Annotated in this window: 8 protein-coding genes; 7 read left to right on the forward strand and 1 reads right to left on the reverse strand. The window is 70.3% G+C overall.

Annotated features, from left to right (window positions below):
• Both JHN45_RS45815 and JHN45_RS45820 read left to right on the forward strand, forming a co-directional pair.
• On the forward strand, positions 1-1,402 hold a 1,402-nt coding region (locus tag JHN45_RS45815; RefSeq protein ID WP_201055345.1), incomplete at its 5' end, for a helix-turn-helix domain-containing protein.
• A 128-nt stretch (positions 1,403-1,530) separates the two neighbouring features.
• Positions 1,531-2,976 carry an aldehyde dehydrogenase family protein gene (locus JHN45_RS45820; protein WP_200715156.1) on the forward strand — a complete coding sequence of 482 codons (1,446 nt, stop codon included), beginning with the start codon at positions 1,531-1,533 and terminating at the stop codon, positions 2,974-2,976.
• A 112-nt stretch (positions 2,977-3,088) separates the two neighbouring features.
• Here JHN45_RS45820 and JHN45_RS45825 read toward each other — a convergent pair whose 3' ends face one another.
• The gene (locus JHN45_RS45825) at positions 3,089-5,950 is read right to left on the reverse strand and encodes a glycoside hydrolase family 3 C-terminal domain-containing protein (RefSeq protein ID WP_201055347.1); all 2,862 of its coding nucleotides are present in this window, start codon (positions 5,948-5,950) and stop codon (positions 3,089-3,091) included.
• A gap of 291 nt (positions 5,951-6,241) precedes the next feature.
• Between JHN45_RS45825 and JHN45_RS45830 the strand changes: the two genes are divergently transcribed.
• The 5 genes from JHN45_RS45830 to JHN45_RS45850 all read left to right on the forward strand — a co-directional run bounded on the left by JHN45_RS45830 (position 6,242) and on the right by JHN45_RS45850 (position 14,243).
• The gene (locus JHN45_RS45830; protein ID WP_201055348.1) at positions 6,242-7,933 is read left to right on the forward strand and encodes an extracellular solute-binding protein; all 1,692 of its coding nucleotides are present in this window, start codon (positions 6,242-6,244) and stop codon (positions 7,931-7,933) included.
• A 27-nt stretch (positions 7,934-7,960) separates the two neighbouring features.
• Positions 7,961-8,995, forward strand: a complete 1,035-nt coding sequence (locus JHN45_RS45835; protein WP_200715159.1) for a sugar ABC transporter permease — start codon at positions 7,961-7,963, stop codon at positions 8,993-8,995.
• A complete protein-coding gene (locus JHN45_RS45840; RefSeq protein WP_200715160.1) occupies positions 8,992-9,945 on the forward strand; it encodes a carbohydrate ABC transporter permease in 954 nt (317 codons plus the stop codon). The genes JHN45_RS45835 and JHN45_RS45840 overlap by 4 nt, the downstream gene beginning before the upstream one ends.
• Before the next feature lie 123 nt (positions 9,946-10,068).
• The gene (locus tag JHN45_RS45845) at positions 10,069-12,273 is read left to right on the forward strand and encodes a sialidase family protein (protein WP_201055349.1); all 2,205 of its coding nucleotides are present in this window, start codon (positions 10,069-10,071) and stop codon (positions 12,271-12,273) included.
• Positions 12,273-14,243 carry a beta-galactosidase gene (locus tag JHN45_RS45850; protein WP_201055350.1) on the forward strand — a complete coding sequence of 657 codons (1,971 nt, stop codon included), beginning with the start codon at positions 12,273-12,275 and terminating at the stop codon, positions 14,241-14,243. The genes JHN45_RS45845 and JHN45_RS45850 overlap by 1 nt, the downstream gene beginning before the upstream one ends.
• Positions 14,244-14,802: the final 559 nt, after the last annotated feature.

Consider the following 14,802-nt stretch of genomic DNA (forward strand, 5'->3'; position numbering starts at 1 on the left):
GCGGTATGTGAGGCGGCTGGTGGGGGCGGGGGTCGTGGGGCTCGGGTTCGCCGTCGGGGTCAACTACGACGAGATCCCGAAGGCGCTTGTCGACACGGCGGCGGAGGAGGGGCTGCCACTTCTCGAAGTGCCGCGGCGGACCCCGTTCATCGCGATCAGCAAGGCCGTCTCCGCCGCCATCGCCGCCGATCAGTACCGGGCCGTCACGGCAGGGTTCGCCGCGCAGCGCGAGCTGACCAGGCAGGCGCTCGCCGACGGTCCGCAGGGGCTGCTCACCGTGCTCGCCGCGCAGGTCGACGGGTGGGCCGCGCTCTACGACACGTCCGGCGCCGTCGTCGCCACCGCACCGGAGTGGGCCGGCCGCCGGGCCGCCCGGCTCACGGCGGACGTGGAACGGCTGCGCGAGCGACCCGCCCCGGCCTCCTCGGTCGTGGGCGGCCCGGACAACGAGGACCGCGTCGAACTGCACTCCCTGGGCACCGGCCGACGCCCGAAGGCCGCCCTCGCGGTGGGGACCGCCGCCGCGCTCGGGACGGCGGAACGGTACGCCGTGCACTCGGCGATCGCCCTCCTGACCCTCACCACCGAACGCTCACGGTCTCTCCAGGCCGCCGAGCAGCGGATCGGCGCGGCCGTGCTGCGGATGCTGCTCGCCGGACAGCCGGACCACGCGCGGGCGGTCGCCGGGGACCTGTTCGGAGCGCTCCTCGACGCACCGTTCCGGGTGATCGTGGGGGAGGGCACCGGTGCGGACCGTGATCCGCTGGGCGGGCTCGCCGAGGTCATGGAGTCGGCGGCGGCCCGCTCGGGGGAGGCCGTGCTCGTCGTACCGGAAGGGCCGCGAGAGGCGGAGCGGCTGGTCGTGCTCGCCGTCGACGGGGGCGCGGCCGTCGAGGCCTGCCGTGAGTACGCGGCGGCGTTGGAGGCCGAGCGCGCGTCCGCCGAGGTACGGGAGCAGGGCGGCGGCGAGGGCGACGAACCGGTCGTCGGGCTCTCCGCACCGGCCGGGCCGATCGCCGCCGCTGCCGCCTACAAGCAGGCCGAGCAGGCGCTGTCGGTGGCCCGGCGGCGCGGGCGGGTCTTCGTCGAGCACGAGCAGCTGGCCGCCGGGTCGGTGCTGCCGTTGCTCGCCGACGACGCGGTACGGGCCTTTGCGGACGGGTTGCTGCGGCCGCTCTCCGAGCACGACGCGACCGGGCGCGGGGACCTGGTCGCCTCGCTGCGGGCGTGGCTGTCCCGGCACGGCCAGTGGGACGCGGCGGCGGCCGATCTCGGGGTGCACCGGCACACCCTGCGGTACCGGATGCGGCGGGTCGAGGAGATCCTCGGACGCTCGCTCGACGATCCGGACGTGAGGATGGAGCTGTGGCTCGCCCTGAAGGCGACAGCCGAGGCAGAGTGACGGGCCCTGCCGAACTGTACTGTTCCCGTCCGGTACCACTACGACTCGGCTAAACGCACCGCGGCCTCCCCGCACCTACGGTTGACGGTGAAGCCCCAAGACCACCCCCAACGCGGAAGGGCCGGGACATGACTTCCACCCACGCCTTCTGGCTCGCCGGCCGTCAGGCCAATGGCGAGGACACCTTCGACGTCACCTCCCCGTGGGACGGACGCCTCGTCGGCAAGGTCAGCGTGCCGACCGACGCCCAGGTCGAGGAGGCGGTGGCCGCCGCGTACGCCGTACGGGACGAGTTCGCCGCGACCCCCGCCCACGTCCGCGCCGCCGCCCTCGACCACGTCAGCCGGCGGCTGGCCGAGCGCACCGAGGAGATCGCGCAGCTGATCTCCGCCGAGAACGGCAAGCCCATCAAGTGGGCCCGCGGCGAGGTCGGCCGGGCCGTGTCCGTGTTCCGGTTCGCCGCCGAGGAGGCCCGGCGGTTCAACGGCGGCGAGGCCCAGCGCCTCGACACCGACGCCGGCGGTCAGGGCCGGCTCGCCCTCACCCGGCGCTTCCCGAAGGGCGTCGTCCTCGGCATCGCGCCCTTCAACTTCCCGCTGAACCTCTGCGCCCACAAGATCGCCCCCGCGATCGCGGCCGGCGTGCCGATCATCCTCAAGCCGGCCCCGGCCACCCCGCTCTCCGGCCTGATCATCGGCGACCTGCTCGCCGAGTCCGAACTGCCCGCCGGTGCGTGGAGCATCCTGCCGGTCGCCAACGACCACATGCCCGCCCTCGTCCAGGACGAGCGGCTGCCGGTGATCTCCTTCACCGGTTCGGAGAAGGTCGGCTACGCGATCATGGACTCGGTGCCGCGCAAGCACTGCACCCTGGAACTGGGCGGCAACGGCGCGGCCGTCGTCCTCGGGGACTACTCCTCCGACGCCGACCTCGACTGGGCCGCGACCCGTATCGCCACCTTCTCCAACTACCAGGGCGGCCAGTCCTGCATCTCCGTGCAGCGGGTCATCGTGGACGCCTCCGTCTACGACCGGCTGCTCCCGCGCATCGTCGCCGCCGTCGAGGCCCAGGTCACCGGTGACCCCTCCGACGCCAAGACCGATGTCGGCCCGCTGGTCAGCGAGGCCGCCGCGCAGCGCGTCGAGTCGTGGGTCCAGGAGGCCGTCGACGCCGGCGCCACCCTCCTCACCGGCGGCAAGCGCGACGGCGCCTCGTACGCGCCGACCGTGCTGACGGACGTACCGGCCGACGTGACGATCTCCTGCGAGGAGGTCTTCGGACCGGTCCTGACCGTCACGAAGGTGGACGGCGAGGCCGCCGCCTTCGCCGCCGCCAACGACTCCAAGTACGGCCTCCAGGCAGGGGTGTTCACCCACGACGTACAGGTCGCGTTCCGCGCCCACCGCGCGCTCGAGGTCGGCGGAGTCGTGATCGGCGACGTCCCGTCCTACCGCGCCGACCAGATGCCCTACGGCGGCGCCAAGCAGTCCGGCGTCGGCCGCGAGGGCGTGAAGTTCGCCATGGACGACTACACCTACGAGCGGGTGCTGGTGCTCACCGGGCTCGCGCTCTAGCGAACCGGCTCTAGTAAACGGTAACCATTTTCATATAGTCTCCCAGTAGGGGCCCGGCACCGATGCCTTCCGGTGCCGGGCCCCTGCTTTCCGTCGGCCTGCTTCCGGACCCTCAGCCGGAGAAGCCGACGTGCGCGAGCCGCAGCGGGCCGCGCAGCCTGATGTGCACGTCGTGCGGGCCCTCGGCGACGATCCCGGCGCGGAGGGTGGTGTAGTCGTACGGCCCGGATGTGGGTGCGGGCAGGACGAGTCGGGCGAGTGTCGGGCCGCCGTCCAACGACAGTTCTACGGCCCCCTCGCCCGCGACCTCCACGGTCACCTCCGTGACCCCGGCGCCGAAGTCGCAGTGCCGGTAGACCAGTTGAGCCGTGCCGTCGCCCACCGGTGTCACCGCGTCGCCTGCCGCCTTCGTCCGGTCGACGAGCTCGCCGCCCGACTGCTCGTCGAAGTCGGCCGCGGGCAGGCCCCGTTGGAGAAGATCGCGCGGTGCGGCGGGCTCACCGGTCAGCGTCACCGTCGTCCGCAGGCGGATGTCCTCGCTGGAGGCGCCGACGAACAGGTCGTACAGACCGGGTTCGAGACGTCGGCTCCCTCGCTTCACATCCCAGAACTCGAAGGCGGACAACGGGACTTCGAAGGAGAGTTCCGCCGTCTCGCCCGGGGCGAGGGGCACGCGGCGGTGCGCGGCCAGTTCGCTGAGCGGGCGGGGGACCGACGGGTTCACCGCGCTGGTGTACAGCTGCGCGACCTCGTCGGCCGTCACGTCCCCGGTGTTGGTGACCGTGAACGACACGTGCACCGCGCCGAGTTCGACCCGGGCGCTCAGGCCGCCGTAGGAGAAGGACGCGTACGACAGACCGTGGCCGAACGGGAACAGGGGCGTGCCCTCGAAGTAGAGGTAGGTCTGCCGGCCGCCGATCACGTCGTAGTCGAGGAGGTCGGGCAGGTCGGTGTCGGCCGCGTACCAGGTCTGGGGGAGGCGGCCGGCGGGGGAGACGTCACCGGCGAGGACGCGGGCAAGGGCGGTGCCCGCCGCCTGGCCGCCGTGGGCGGTCCACAGGATCGAGGGGAGGCCGGGGAGGCCGGGGAGTTCGGTGGGGTCGACCGTGTACGGGTACGCGGAGACCAGCGCCAGGACCGTGTTCGGGTTCGCCGTGCGGGCCGCGCGCAGCAAACGCTGCTGCTGGGGCGGGAGTTCGAGCGTCGTACGGTCCTCGGTCTCGCGGCCGTTGATGTGCGGGTCGTTGCCCGCGACGACGAGCACCACGTCGGCCGCCTCGGCGACCCGGGCCACCGCGTCCTCGCCGCGCTCCACGACCAGCAACTCGAAAACTTCCGCGCCCTCCTCGGCAACCTTCACGCCGTCGGCGGCGACAGAGACGTGGCGACCCGTACCGATGTGCAGCAGGAGGTGACCGTTCTCGTGGGGTTCCAGGCGGAATGTCTCCTGGACGACCCAGCCGCCGGGCTGGTCGGCGGAGGCGCGTACGTAGCCGTCCTCGGCGACCGAGAGGTAACGGCCGTCCGGGGCACGGAGGGTGAGGACACCCTCGCCCCAGTCGACGAGCGCGAGTTCGGTGCCGCGGCCGGTGGCGTCGGTGGTGAGCGGGGGAAGGTCCGTGCGGCCGGAGAGCAGAGCCGGGTCCAACGCGCCCTCCGCGCCGCGCACTTCGTCGGGCACGTCCGCCAACGGGACGTGCAGGTAGGCGCCTTGGGAGGTCTTCAGTCGGACCCGGTCCACGCCCTCCGCGAACTCGACGCGCTCGGCGCCGAACCGCTCGTACACGCCCTCCAGCGGAGTGGAGCGGTGGATCAACGTGCCGCTGTACCAGTCGAGTTTGCACTCGTCGGCGAGCAGGCCGACCACGGCGAGGCGGGTGTCGTGGGCGAGGGGCAGCAGGTCGTCGGTGTTCTTGAGGAGCACGACGGCTTGTTCGGCGGCCTCCTGGGCGAGCGCCCGGTGCGCCGGGGTGTCGAAGTCCTCGATGCCCGCGTGCGGGTCGTGCGCCGGGTCGAACTCGCCGAGCCGGAATCGGACCGAGAGCTGACGGCGCACCGCCGCGTCGAGGTCCGCCTCCGTCAACAGGCCCTGATCCAGGGCGCCTTGGGCCCGCGCCACGATCGTCGAACTGTCCGTGCCGTGGTCGGTGAAGCTGTCCACGCCGGCCAGCAGCGAGGCCGCCGTCGCCTCCTCGTGGGTGTCGAAGTAGTGCTCGGAGTCGACCAGGTTGGAGGGCGCGCCCGCGTCCGAGCAGACCAGCAGGTCCTCGTCGGTCCAGGTGCGCAGGTGCTCGCGCAGATACGGCGAGACGTGGTTGGGGCGGCCGTTGACCAGGTTGTACGCGGGCATCACTCCGGCCACCGCGCCCGCCTCGACCGTCTCGCGGAACGCGCGCAGGTCGTACTCGTGCAGCACGCGCGGGCGGACGGAGGACGAGGTGACGTCGCGGCCCGTCTCGTTGTTGTGCGCGAGCCAGTGCTTGAGGACGGGGGCCGTGCGCCAGTACGTCGGGTGGTCGCCGCGCAGGCCGCGTGTGTACGCGGTGGCGATGGCCGAGGTCAGCTTCGGGTCCTCCGAGTAGCCCTCCTCGTTGCGGCCCCAGAGCGGGTGGCGCAGCAGGTTCACCGTGGGGGACCAGACGTTGAGGCCGACGCGGTCGTCGCGGGCGCGCATCGCGCGGACCTCCTTGGACACCGCGTCGCCGACCCGTCGTACGAGCTCCTCGTTCCAGGTCGCGCCCAGGCCCACCGCCTGCGGGAAGACCGTCGCCGGGCCCATCCACGCCACGCCGTGCAGGGCCTCCTGGCCGGTGCGGAACGCGGCGACGCCCAGCCGCTCCACGGCGGGCGCGTACTGGTGCAGAAATCCGATCTTCTCGTCGAGGGACAGCCGCGCCAACAGATCGTCGATGCGCTTCGCGAACGGCAGCTGCGGGTCGCGGAAAGGCGGCGTAGGCGGCGTTTGTGCGGTCACGTGGGGTTCCCCTTGCGATGGAGCGGCGCGGCTCTTTCGAAGCGCTTCGATGCTGATTCGATGAGGAGCGGGTGTCAAGAGACCTTCACCGTTATTTCAAGCAGCACATACGGACAGGTCACCCCGTACACCTCGGAGGAATCTTGGAAGCGACCCTTGTGCACCCTCGGGCGTTCACTTAACCTCGCAGCAACATCGAAGCGCTTCGACTAAGTGCTCTGTTCCACTCAAGACACCGCAGCCGACGGCTCCACCGCCGGGTGTCCTGGTGCGCCATGAAGGGTTGACGCAATGACGCCGAACGCCTCCGCCGCCTCCGCTCCCAGCCGGAGAAGCTTCCTCGCCTCCACGGCGGTCGTCGCCGCAGCGGTGGCGGGAGGGGTACCGCTGCTCTCCGCCTGCGGCGCCTCGGACAGCGGCTCGGGCGGGGGGAGTTCGCAGGGGAAAGGCGTCAAGAAGCTGCTGCCGGCGTTCGTCGCCGGCAATGTGGTGACACCGGACATCGCCTCCAAGAACGGCTCGGCGATCGGCTTCTCCAGCAAGCTGGACCTCGCCACGCTGAAGACCTCGGTGCCCAAGAAGCTCGGCAAGGGCGGCAAGGTCTCCATCATGTCGCCGTTCTGGGGCTCCCCGCCGAAGAGCGACAACGCCTACTACAAGGCGATGAACGCCCTGATCGGCGTCGACGTGGCCTGGCAGAACCAGGACGGCAACACCTACGACCAGAAGCTCGGCGCGGTTCTCGCCTCCAGCGACATCCCCGACATGGTGGTCATCCCGGGCTGGAACATGGGCGGCAAGATACCGAGCGCCATCATCGGCAAGTTCGCCGACCTCGGCCCCTATCTCTCCGGCGACAAGGCCAAGGACTACCCGAACCTCGCGGCGATCCCGTCCGACGCCTGGCAGCGCTGCATCTTCGGCGGCAAGCTGCGCGGACTGCCGATGCCGTCCTCGTACGTGCCCAACATCGTGCCCTTCTACCGCAAGGACATCTTCGACAAGGAGGGGTACCAAGTCCCCACCTCCGCCGACGAGTTCATGGCCCTGGCCAAGGAGATCACCAACGCCAAGGCCAAGCGCTGGGCGTGCATGGACATGAAGTGGACGGCCTTCAACGCCTGGGGCGTGCTCTCCGGCAGCGAGAAGTCGCTCGGCTGGAACCTCGTGGACGGCAAGCTGATCTACCGCGTCGAGACGCCGGAGTACCTCGAAGCGCTGGAGTGGACCCGCAAGCTGTTCGCCGCCGGAGTCGTCCACCCCGATGCCAAGCTCGGCAAGAGCCAGGCCACCGACCCCGGGCCCAAGTTCGCCGCCGGCGAGTTCCTCATCTACAACCAGGACATCTCGCAGTGGTGGAGCCGCACCGCCGAACAGGCCACCCAGAACCCGGACTACAAGATCTGGGGCATGGACATCTTCGCCCACGACGGCGGCGACCCGACCTTCTGGGCCGGCGAACCGGCCGGCATCTTCGCCTTCATCAGCAAGAAGGCCTCCGAGTCCGTCATCCACGACGCGCTCGCCGTCGCCAACGTCACCGCCGCGCCGTACGGCACCAAGGAGTACATGCTCACCAACTACGGCGTGGAAGGCACCCATTACACCGTCAAGAACGGTGTGCCCACCAAGACCGACCAGGGCAACAACGAGGTCATCAACGCCTACGTCATGGTCGCCAGCCCCGCCGCGACCATCGCCCACCCCGACTTCCCCGACGTCGCCAAGGCACAGGTCGAGTGGCAGCAACGGATGGGCGCCTTCACAAAGAAGTCGACGTTCTACGGCCAGCAGATCACCGAGCCGAGCCGCTACACCAACCTCTCCAACGACTTCGAGCAGTTGGAGGACGACATCACCCGCGGCCGCAAGAAGATCAGCGACATGCAGCAGGCCGTGTCGGACTGGAAGAGCAAGGGCGGCGACCAACTCCGCGCCTGGTACCAGAAGTTGCTCGACGACAACGGCACCGCGACGAGCTGACCCGGTACCGAGGCAAGGAGAACGGCCGTGTCCCACAGCACGGTGCCTCGGAGCAGGGCCGAGGCCGACACGACGGAAGAGACCCCGGTGGCGTCCGGTGGCGCCACCGGCACCCGGCGCAACCGCCCCAAGGGAAAACTCAGTTGGCGCCTCAGGTTCAGACGCGACCGCGTCCTGCTCCTGATGACCCTGCCGGCCGTCCTGCTCATTCTGGTCTTCAACTACCTGCCGATCCTCGGCAACATCGTCGCCTTCGAGGACTACGACCCCTACGTCAGCGACAACGGCATCGTCTCGATGCTGCACAGCCCCTGGGTCGGCCTGGAGAACTTCCAGCAGATCTTCGCGGACTCCGCCTTCTGGAGCGCCGTACAGAACACACTCGTCCTGTTCTCGCTCCAACTGGTCCTGTTCTTCCCGATCCCGATCCTGCTCGCGCTGCTCATCAACAGCGTGGTGAGGCCCCGGGTCCGAGCGCTCTCCCAGGCGATCCTGTACCTCCCGCACTTCTTCTCCTGGGTGCTGGTCATCGCCGTCTTCCAGCAACTCCTGGGCGGGGCAGGGCTGTTCTCGCAACTCCTGCGGCAGCACGGCTTCGACGGCCTCGACGTGATGACCGACCCCAACACGTTCAAGTTCCTGGTCACCGCGCAGAGTGTGTGGAAGGACGCGGGCTGGGGGATCATCGTCTTCCTCGCCGCGCTGTCCTCCGTCAGCCCCGACCTCTACGAGGCCGCCGCGATGGACGGCGCCGGCCGCTGGCGCCGTATGTGGCACGTCACGCTGCCCGCGCTCCGGCCGGTGATCGCGCTGCTGCTGGTGCTCCGCGTGGGCGATGCGCTGACCGTCGGCTTCGAACAGATCCTGCTCCAGCGCGACGCCGTGGGACCGGGAGCGGCCGAGGTCCTCGACACCTTCGTCTGGTGGAACGGCGTCCGCAACCAGGACTTCGGCTACGCGGCCGCCGCCGGACTCGTCAAGGGCGTGATCAGCCTCGGCCTGGTCCTCGCCGCGAACAAAGTGGCCCACCTCATGGGCGAGCAGGGGGTGTACAAGAAGTGACCGCCGTCATCGACAAGCCCGTCGAGCCAGTCAAGTCCGTACGACAGCCCGGCCGTTGGGCCGCGCCGCCCCGCCCGACCTGGGAGGAGGAACCCAGCAGGGCCGGGCTCGCCGGCAAGGGCCTCGTCCTCACCCTCGCCTGCCTCGGCATCCTCTTCCCGCTCTGGATCGTCCTCGTCACCAGCCTCTCTTCACGCAAGACCATCGACCAGGCCGGCGGCCTTGTCATGGTGCCCAAAGGCATCACCTTCGTCGCCTACAAGGAACTCCTCAGCGGCGGCCAGGTCACCCGCGCGGCCATCATCAGCGTCCTCATCACCGTCGTCGGCACGGCGTTCTCCATGACGGTGTCCGTCCTGTGCGCCTACGGCCTCTCGCGCATCGGCTCGCTCGGGCACCGGTGGATCCTGATGCTGCTGCTCGCCACGATGTTCTTCAGCGCCGGGCTCATCCCGACGTACCTGCTGGTGCAGTCGCTGGGCCTGACCGACAGCTATCTGGCGTTGATCCTGCCGAGTGCGCTGAGTGTCTTCAACATCCTTGTCCTGCGCGGGTTCTTCATGGGGATCTCGCAGGAACTCGTCGACAGTGCGCGGATCGACGGGGCCGGTGACTTCCGGATTCTCTGGCAGATCGTCATGCCTTTGTCGCGGGCGGTGCTCGCGGTTATCACGCTGTTCTATGCCGTGGGTTATTGGAGCGCCTGGTTCAACGCGTCCCTGTATCTCAACGACCAGGACATGATGCCGCTGCAGAACGTCATGATCCAGCTGGTGCAGAAGCAGGAGGCTCCGGTGGGGCTCGCCCAAGCGATCAAGACGGGGGAGTTGTCGGGGCTGTCCGTGCAGATGGCGGTCATGGTGATGGCTCTGTTGCCGGTGGCCGTGCTTTCGCCGTTTGTGCAGCGGCACTTTAAGAAGGGGATGCTGACGGGGGCGGTCAAGGGCTGACCTGGTCTGCCGTCTGCGGGTGCCTTGTGGCTGGTCGCGCCCACGCGGCGGGGCCGCAAATCAATACAGCCCCGCGCCCCTAGGTAGGTGTCCTCACCCCAACTCACAAAGCGAGGTTGTGTCATGCGCGCGTCCAGTCCGAGCCGGCGGGTCCTTCTTGCCGGAACCGCTGCCGGTGCCGCGCTTGCCGCCGTGCCGATCTTCCAGGGCCGCGCGCACGCAGCCGAAGCCACCACCGTCACGCCCTCCTACCGCTGGCGCAACGCCGCCATCGGTGGCACCGGCTTCGTCACCGGAGTTCTCTTCCACCCCTCCGTGCGCGGCCTCGCCTACGCCCGTACCGACATCGGCGGTGCCTACCGTTGGGACGACCGGACCGCCTGCTGGACCCCCCTCACCGATCAACTCGGGTGGGACGACTGGAATCTGCTCGGGGTGGAGGCCCTCGCCGTCGACCCGGCGCATCCGAACCGGCTGTACCTCGCCGTCGGCACCTACGCCCAGTCCTGGGCGAGCAACGGAGCCATCCTGCGCTCCGAGGACCGCGGTGCCACCTGGACCCGTACCGATCTCGCCGTGAAGCTCGGTGGGAACGAGGACGGGCGCGGGGCCGGAGAGCGGTTGCTCGTCGACCCGCGTGACAGTGACACCCTGTGGCTCGGCACCCGGCACGACGGACTGCTCAAGTCGGCCGACCGGGGCGTCACTTGGGCAGCCGTGAGCGGCTTCCCGGCTGCCGCGAGCGCGTCCGGCCAGGGCGTCACCTTCCTCGTCGCCGTCGGTCGTGCCGTCTACGCCGGGTGGGGCGACGGCGACGGGAGCGCGACCGCTGTCAACCTCTACCGCACCATCGACGGCTCCACCTGGGAGGCCGTCCCCGGGCAGCCCACCGGCACCTCCGCCAAGGTCCCGATCCGCGCCGCCTACGACCGCCACGCCCGCGAGCTGTACGTGACGTACGCCGACGCACCCGGCCCCAACGGGCAGTCCGCCGGCAGTGTGCACAGGCTCGCGCCCGCCACCGGGCGTTGGACGGACGTCACCCCCGTCCAGCCCGGCGGCAGCGACACCTTCGGCTACAGCGGGGTCGCCGTCGACGCCCGTCGCGCGGGCACCGTCGTCGTCTCCACCAACAACCGCTGGGCGGCCGTCGACACCCTGTACCGGACCACCGACGGCGGCCTCACCTGGACGTCCCTCAAGGACTCCGCTGTCTTCGACGTGTCCGAGACTCCTTTCCTCAAGTGGGGTGCTGACCAGCCGAAGTTCGGCTGGTGGATCCAGGCCGTCGCCGTCGACCCGTACGACTCGAAGCACGTCGTCTACGGCACCGGCGCCACCCTCTACGGCACCCGTGACCTCACGCACTGGGCACCGCGGATCCGTGGCCTGGAGGAGACGTCCGTGATCCAGCTGATCTCGCCCCCGGTCGGGGAGGCGCACCTCATCAGCGCCTCGCGGGACATCGGCGTGATGTACCACGAGCGGCTCACGGCGTCTCCGTCGCGCGGCATGGCGACGAACCCCGTGTTCGGGTCGGCGACGGGGATCGCGCAGGCCGCGGGCAGGCCGGCGTATGTCGTCCGCACGGGCTGGGGCGACAACGGCAACGGTGCCTACTCGGGCGACGGCGGCCGGACCTGGGCGCCCTTCGCTGCCCAGCCCTCCATCGCCCACGACGCACCGGGGCCGATCGCCACCAGCGCCGACGGCGGTACGCTGCTGTGGTCCTTCGTGCACTGGGACGGCACGAAGTACGCGGCTCACCGCTCGGCGGACAACGGCGCCACCTGGACCGAGGTCTCCTCCTTCCCGAAGGGCGCCACGCCGGTCGCCGACCCGGCCGACCCGACGCTCTTCTACGCATACGACACCGACACAGGAACGCTATACGCCAGCACTGACAGTGGCCTCTCGTTCACTGCGCGTGCGGGCGGGCTGCCCGCCGGGGACAGTCAGTTCCAGCTGGTCGCGGCGCCGGGCAGGTCCGGTGACCTGTGGCTGAGCGTCAAGTGGAACGGGCTCTACCGGTCCGTCGACGGTGGCGCGAGCTTCAGCAAGGTCGCCAGCTGCTGGGCCTCGTACACCCTCGGCTTCGGCAGATCCGCCCCCGGCGCCGACTACCCCGCGATCTATCAGGTCGGCTCCACCGAGAGCATCACCGCCGTCTACCGCTCCGACGACGAGGCCAAGACCTGGGTGCGGATCAACGACGACCGGCACCAGTGGGGTTGGACCGGGCAGTGCATCACTGGTGACCCTCGTGTGTACGGCCGGGTCTACCTCGCGACCAACGGGCGCGGCATCCAGTACGGGGAGCGGATCTGATGCCTCAGCTCGGTGACGCCACCCGTGGCCGCGTCCTCTTCGGCGGCGACTACAACCCCGAACAGTGGCCCGAGGAGACCTGGACCGAGGACGTCCGGCTGATGAAGGACGCCGGCGTCAACTCCGTCACCCTGGGCGTCTTCTCCTGGGCCAGGCTCGAACCCGAGCCGGGGGCAAGGGAGTTCGGCTGGCTCGACCGGCTGATGGACCTGATGCACGACAGCGGGATCGGGGTCGTGCTCGCCACGCCCACCTCCTCCCCGCCGCCGTGGCTCGGCCGTCTCCACCCGGAGACCCTGCCCCGTGACGCCGACGGCCGGATCGAGTGGTGGGGCGGACGCCAGCACTTCTCCCACTCCAGCGCCGTCTACCGGCAGCACGCCGCCGCCATCACCGAGGCCCTGGCCGCCCGTTACGCCGGCCACCCCGCCCTCACGATGTGGCACATCAACAACGAGTACTGCACCTTCGACTACGGCGACGAGGCCGCCGTCGCCTTCCGCCGCTGGCTGCGCGCGCGATACGGCACGCTCGACGCCCTCAACTCCGCCTGGGGCACGGCATTCTGGAGCCAGGGGTACGACACCTGGGACGGCGTCCTGCCCCCGCGTCACGCCCATTACCTCAACAACCCCACCCACGTGCTCGACTTCCGACGCTTCACATCCGACATGCTGCTGGAGTGCTACACCGCCGAGCGGGACATCGTCCGCCGGTACACCCCGCACCTCCCGGTCACCACCAACTTCATGCCGTTGTGGGTCGGTCAGGACGCCTGGCGCTGGGCCGAGGAGGAGGACGTCGTCTCGGTCGACCTCTATCCCGATCCGCGCGATCCGCTCGGTGCCCAAAGTGCCGCTCTCGTACAGGACTTGACCCGCTCGCAGGCACGCGGCCCCTGGATGCTCATGGAGCAGGCGGCCGGACCGGTCAACTGGCGCGGCGTGAACCACCCGAAGCCGCGCGGCCTCAACCGCCTCTGGTCCCTCCAGGCCGTGGCCCGTGGCGCCGACGCGGTCTGCTACTTCCAGTGGCGCCAATCCCGGCAGGGCGCGGAGAAGTTCCACTCCGGGATGCTCAGTCACGCGGGGGAGCGGGGCCGTACCTTCCAGGAGGTCAAGCAGCTCGGTGCCGAACTCGCCCGTATCGGCGGCGAGGTGACGGGCACTCACATCACCTCTGACATCGCGATCCTGCACGACTGGCACGCGTGGTGGGCCGGTGCCCAGGACGGCCGCCTCTCCACCGAGGTCGACCACCCCGAGGTCGTCCGCGCCTGGCACCGTGCCCTCTGGGAGTCCCACCTCACCACCGACTTCGCCCACCCCGAACACGACCTCTCCGCCTACGAGTTGGTCGTCGTCCCGCAGCTCTACCTCCTCACCGACGCCGCGATCGACAACCTCCTCGCGTACGTCCGCGGCGGCGGCACCCTCGTCTGCGGCTTCCTCACCGGCATCGCCGACGAGGACGACCGCGTCCGCCCCGGCGGCATGGACGCGCGGCTCCGCGAACTGTTCGGCATCCGCACCCTGCACGAGTGGTGGCCGCTGGACCCCGAGGAGACCGTCGAGTGCGAGGGCTTCCGCGGCACGCTCTGGTCGGAGGAGATCGAGACCGAGGACGACGCAGCGGACGAGGCGATCCCTTACAAGGGCGGGGAGTTGGACGGCCTGCCGGCCGTGCTGCGCAAGGGCAAGGCCTGGTACGTCTCCACACTCCCCGAGCCGTACGCACTCCGCGCCCTGCTCGCCCGGGTCGCCGCCGAGGCGGGCATCCGCCCGGTACTCGAAGGGCTCCCGGCGGGCGTCGAGGCCGTACGACGCGGCGAGCTGCTGTTCCTGCTCAACCACGGACGCGAACCGGTGACCGTCGAAGTCCCGGGCAGCTACGACGACTTGCTCACCGACACGACAGTCGAGGACGAACTCACCCTCGGCCGCTACGGCGTAGCGGTGCTACGGCCATGACGGGCGGAGCCGGGACTGGCGGAGGCATGGCCGGGGCACCGCGCGGGTCTGGTGGGGCGGGGTCCGGGGCGTGCGGGTCTGGTGGGGCTGTGCCCGAAGCACGCGGGTCCGGTGGGGCCGTGACCGAGACGTGTGGGTCCGGTGGGGCGGTGGCTGAAGCGTGCGGGTCCGGTGGGACCGTGCCCGAGGCGCGCGGGTCCGGTGGGGCGGTGGCCGGGGCACGGACGTCCGGTGCCGCCACGCGTGAGACCTATGGATCGGGCAGAGCCACGCCTGAGGCACGGAGGTCCGGTGGGGCGGTGACTGAGGGACACGGGTTCAGTGGGGCTGTGCCCGAGGCGCTCGGATCCGGTGGAGCGGGGCTCGAGACGCTCGGATCCCGTGGGGCCTGGTCCGAGGCGCGCGGATCCGGTGGGGCGATGCCTGAGGCGTCCGGGTTCGGTGGAGCGGTGTCCGAGACTCGCGGATCCCATGAGGCCTGGTCCGAGGCACGCAGAGCCGGTGGCGCGGTCTCCGCTGGACCCAGGTGTCTCGGGCACCGCGCCACCGGCTCTGCGTG

This window comes from Streptomyces sp. MBT53, assembly GCF_016654115.1.
In the GTDB taxonomy this organism is placed as follows: Bacteria; Actinomycetota; Actinomycetes; order Streptomycetales; family Streptomycetaceae; genus Streptomyces.

Coding starts and splice junctions, on each gene's coding strand:
- JHN45_RS45820 (WP_200715156.1), top strand. CDS start 1,531: ATGACTTCCACCCACGCCTTCTGGCTCGCCGGCCGTCAGGCCAATGGC.
- JHN45_RS45830 (WP_201055348.1), top strand. CDS start 6,242: ATGACGCCGAACGCCTCCGCCGCCTCCGCTCCCAGCCGGAGAAGCTTC.
- JHN45_RS45845 (WP_201055349.1), top strand. CDS start 10,069: ATGCGCGCGTCCAGTCCGAGCCGGCGGGTCCTTCTTGCCGGAACCGCT.
- JHN45_RS45850 (WP_201055350.1), top strand. CDS start 12,273: ATGCCTCAGCTCGGTGACGCCACCCGTGGCCGCGTCCTCTTCGGCGGC.